This window comes from Ilyobacter sp., assembly GCF_041583315.1.
GTDB lineage: Bacteria > Fusobacteriota > Fusobacteriia > Fusobacteriales > Fusobacteriaceae > Ilyobacter.
Map to the genome: position 1 here is coordinate 1 of NZ_JBFHGC010000286.1, position 3,736 is coordinate 3,736.

General features: G+C 37.7%; 6 protein-coding genes. 5 read left to right on the forward strand and 1 reads right to left on the reverse strand.

Annotated features, from left to right (window positions below; translation table 11 throughout):
- From hisA to ABZA26_RS09985, 5 genes are all read left to right on the forward strand, one after another.
- A partial coding sequence (gene hisA, locus ABZA26_RS09965) for a 1-(5-phosphoribosyl)-5-[(5-phosphoribosylamino)methylideneamino]imidazole-4-carboxamide isomerase (RefSeq protein WP_372714372.1) occupies window positions 1-746 on the forward strand: 746 nt, incomplete at its 5' end.
- Between the two features lie 9 nt (window positions 747-755).
- A complete protein-coding gene (gene hisF / locus ABZA26_RS09970; protein WP_372714374.1) occupies window positions 756-1,514 on the forward strand; it encodes an imidazole glycerol phosphate synthase subunit HisF in 759 nt (252 codons plus the stop codon).
- A 16-nt stretch (window positions 1,515-1,530) separates the two neighbouring features.
- The gene (gene hisIE / locus ABZA26_RS09975) at window positions 1,531-2,139 is read left to right on the forward strand and encodes a bifunctional phosphoribosyl-AMP cyclohydrolase/phosphoribosyl-ATP diphosphatase HisIE (protein ID WP_372714375.1); all 609 of its coding nucleotides are present in this window, start codon (window positions 1,531-1,533) and stop codon (window positions 2,137-2,139) included.
- 123 nt (window positions 2,140-2,262) lie between these two features.
- A complete protein-coding gene (locus ABZA26_RS09980; protein WP_372714376.1) occupies window positions 2,263-2,757 on the forward strand; it encodes a cyclic nucleotide-binding domain-containing protein in 495 nt (164 codons plus the stop codon).
- A gap of 16 nt (window positions 2,758-2,773) precedes the next feature.
- Window positions 2,774-2,974: a hypothetical protein gene (locus ABZA26_RS09985; RefSeq protein ID WP_372714377.1), complete on the forward strand. Its 201-nt coding sequence runs from the start codon at window positions 2,774-2,776 to the stop codon at window positions 2,972-2,974.
- A 183-nt stretch (window positions 2,975-3,157) separates the two neighbouring features.
- On the opposite strand, the gene ABZA26_RS09990 is transcribed toward ABZA26_RS09985, so the two are convergent.
- Window positions 3,158-3,469, reverse strand: a complete 312-nt coding sequence (locus tag ABZA26_RS09990) for a cupin domain-containing protein (RefSeq protein ID WP_372714378.1) — start codon at window positions 3,467-3,469, stop codon at window positions 3,158-3,160.
- Window positions 3,470-3,736: the final 267 nt, after the last annotated feature.

The window sequence follows — 3,736 nt, forward strand, 5'->3', positions numbered from 1 at the left end:
AGCAGCACAGGACTAAAACTATTAAAAGCATTTGGGGAGATGGTAAAATGATAATTTTTCCGGCGATAGACTTAAAAGACGGAAAGGCAGTAAGACTGAGCAAAGGAGACTTCAACAAGGTAGATATATTCTCAGATACACCTTGGGAAGTGGCAAAGGGATTTGAAGAAAAAGGTGCAGAATGGATACACCTTGTGGATTTAGACGGAGCCAAAGACGGAGAGAATAAAAACCTTGATGTAATAAAAAAAATAAGAGATAACGTAAAGGTAAAACTTCAGCTGGGAGGGGGAATCAGAACCCTCGAAACTGCTGAAATGCTTCTGAAGTCAGGAATAGACAGAATCATCCTGGGAACAGCGGCAATAGAAAATCCTGAACTCTTAAAAACCCTTGTGGAAAAATACGGAGATAAAATAGCCGTTTCTGTAGATGAAAAAAACGGTAAGGCTGCTACTAAGGGATGGCTTGAAGAGAGCAGTATAGATGCCTTTGATCTGTGCAAATCCCTCAAGGAAACAGGTGTAAAAACAATAATATACACAGATATCTCAAAAGACGGAATGATGGCAGGGCCAAACTTTGATGCCTATGTAAAAATAAATGAGCTGGGGGTAGATGTAATCGCCTCTGGAGGAGTAAGCACTCCTGAAGATATAAATATCCTGAAAAAAGCAGATATTTACGGAGCTATCGTGGGAAAAGCTATCTATTTGGGGAAGATAAAACTGGAAGAGGTGCTATAGGAGGTAATTATGATAACCAAGAGAATTATCCCGTGTCTTGATGTAAGAGATGGCAAAGTAGTCAAAGGAGTCAATTTTGAAGGAGTCAGAGATGTGGACAGCCCGGTAAAGCTGGCTCAGCTGTATAATGAAATGGGTGCCGACGAACTGGTTTTTTATGATATAACTGCAACCAACGAAGGAAGAGAACTCTTTACAGATATAGTAGAGAAGGTGGCAAACGAAGTATTTATACCTCTTACAGTAGGAGGAGGGATAAACACTCTTTTAGACTTTGACAGGGTACTGAAAGCGGGAGCAGATAAGGTGAGCGTGAATTCCGGGGCAATAAAAAATCCCGAGCTCATCAGAGAAGCTGCTCTTAAGTACGGGAATCAGTGTGTTGTCCTTTCTGTAGATGTAAAAAGAGTAGACGGAGTATTTAAAGTATTCTTAAACGGCGGAAGAAAAGAAACTGATATGGAAGCCATTGAATGGATAAAAAAAGGATGCCAGCTAGGGGCAGGAGAAGTAGTAGTAAACAGCATAGACACTGACGGAGTAAAAGGTGGATTTGACCTGGAACTTTTGGAAGCTGTGGGGAATGTGGTAGATGTCCCTGTCATTGCATCTGGGGGAGCCGGGAAAATGGAAGATTTCAAAATACTATTTGAAAAACTTCCTAAAATAGACGCAGGGCTTGCGGCTTCTATTTTTCACTTTGGAGAGGTAAAAATACCGGATCTGAAGGAATACCTAAAAGAACAAGGAATCGAAATCAGAATATAATTTGAGGAGAGTAGAGATGGAAAATATTAAATTTGATGAAAAAGGTCTAGTACCTGCAATAATACAAGACTGTACAAGTGGTCAGGTACTGATGCTGGCATATATGAACGAAGAAAGCTATAAAAAAACCCTGGAAACCGGTCAGACTTGGTTTTATTCAAGAAGCAGAGGGGAACTCTGGAATAAAGGAGCTACATCTGGAAACACACAGACAGTGAAAGAACTTTCTTATGACTGTGACGGGGACACGCTCCTAATAAAAGTAGATCAGAAGGGCCCTGCTTGCCACACAGGTGAAAAGTCATGTTTTTTCAACAGAGTGACAGAGGAAAAAAATATGAGCCTGGGAGAAGTGCTAGGTGCCCTAGATGACATATTAAAAGACAGAAAAGCCAATCCTGTGGAAGGTTCTTATACCACTTACCTCTATGAAAAGGGAGTGGACAAGATACTGAAAAAAGTAGGAGAGGAAAGTGCAGAGGTCATCATCGCTGCTAAAAATCCAGACAGATCGGAGCTTGTCTATGAAGCAAGCGACCTCATCTATCATCTTCTGGTTCTTTTAAACGAACGTGGAGTAGAGTTAGACGAGATAACTACACAGCTAATAGGCAGAATGAAATAAAATTTAAACAGAACTGTCAGATTAATTCTGGCAGTTTTTTATTTTTTGTAAAATAGCTTTGTCTGATAAAAGGAAAAAAAAAAAGGAAGGGAATAAAGTATAAAAGGGATGGGAGGCAGATTTATGACTGAATACAAGCCTATATTAAATGTGGAAGAAATATCCCCTGTACTGAAAAAAATATCACTTTTTGCAGGTATATCAGATAGTAAATTAAGTAAGCTCGTCAATTATCTTAAAAAAGTGGAATATAAAGACTCTGAAATCATATTTGATCAGGGAAGTCCTCCTACTCAGATATACATAATCAAAAAGGGAAGGGTAAAACTGGTGGAATACGTCAACTACACTCCCTACCAGCTTTTTGAGCTGGGGGAAGGAAACTGTATAGGGGAAGCCTCTATAGTGGGAATACAGACCCATGAAGTGACAGCAGTGGCAAAAGGAGATACAGAGTTTATAGTCCTTCCAAAAAAAATATTTCTGGAAATATTTGAAACAGACAAAGAACTCTTCTGTCTGATGATACTGAACATTGCGAAGGAAGTGTCAAAACGGCTGGCAAAGACAGATAATCTTTTACTTCAATACATAGATAAGTCCAAACATCCTGGTTAGAAAGGAGGAATAACATATGAAAATATTAATTGATGAGTCCAGAATAAAAGAGCTGATAAAATATATTCTGCAAAATAATTTTGACATAAATAACTCTAAGGAGATAAAAGAGGTGGAAAAAGAGATAATGAACAGATTTGACGAGAAAGAGGTATTAAACTTTCTGTATAGTTACATCAATGAACTTTTGAAAGAGATAATAAAGGGCAATGACTGATTTTTTGTGAAATTTATTTTACACTTTGGTTTTTTATTTGGAGAAAGCCGGAGCACAGGACACTACGAAGATAATATCCACACCTATATAGATTAGCATTGATTTTATTAAAATTTTCATTTTTTCCTCCTTAAAAAATCTCACTTCACCCCCTATACCAAGGGTGAAGTGAGATTTTTTTATCTATACCAGCTTTATTACCAGCACTGAGAGTTCATCTTTTCCCGGATTTTTCCATCCGTGGGGGATCGCTTTCGGACTGTCTATAAACATCCCTTCTGACACCTCTTTACTCTCTTCTCCTATCTCTATAATACCTGTCCCTTTTATCACATAAAAGATAACATCAACAGGAGTCGTATGTACCGGCAGAACTCCTCCAGGCTGAATAACTATATTTACGCACTGGGTGGAAAACCCTGTGGGTATTTTTTTTGCCTCTACTTTGTCTGCTCTTGAAAATCCCTCTAATTCATTTAAATTTATTATATTCATCTCTGCTCCTCCCTTATTGAATTCATAGTGATACTGAAAATATTTATAATAAATTATACCACCTGTTTTAAGGGAAACAGCGTGACTATTGTCACGTCAAAAAAGAAATTTTAAATAAAGGATACCTAGGTTTTTAAAGTATATAAATTAGTAAGAAATTTTCAGCTTATTTTTTAGATATAGTTGTATGAAGTTTTAGCGGGGGTGAGTATTATGCTCGGTATTGTGTTGATTATATTGGTTTTGGCACTCTTAATATTTCGTTCC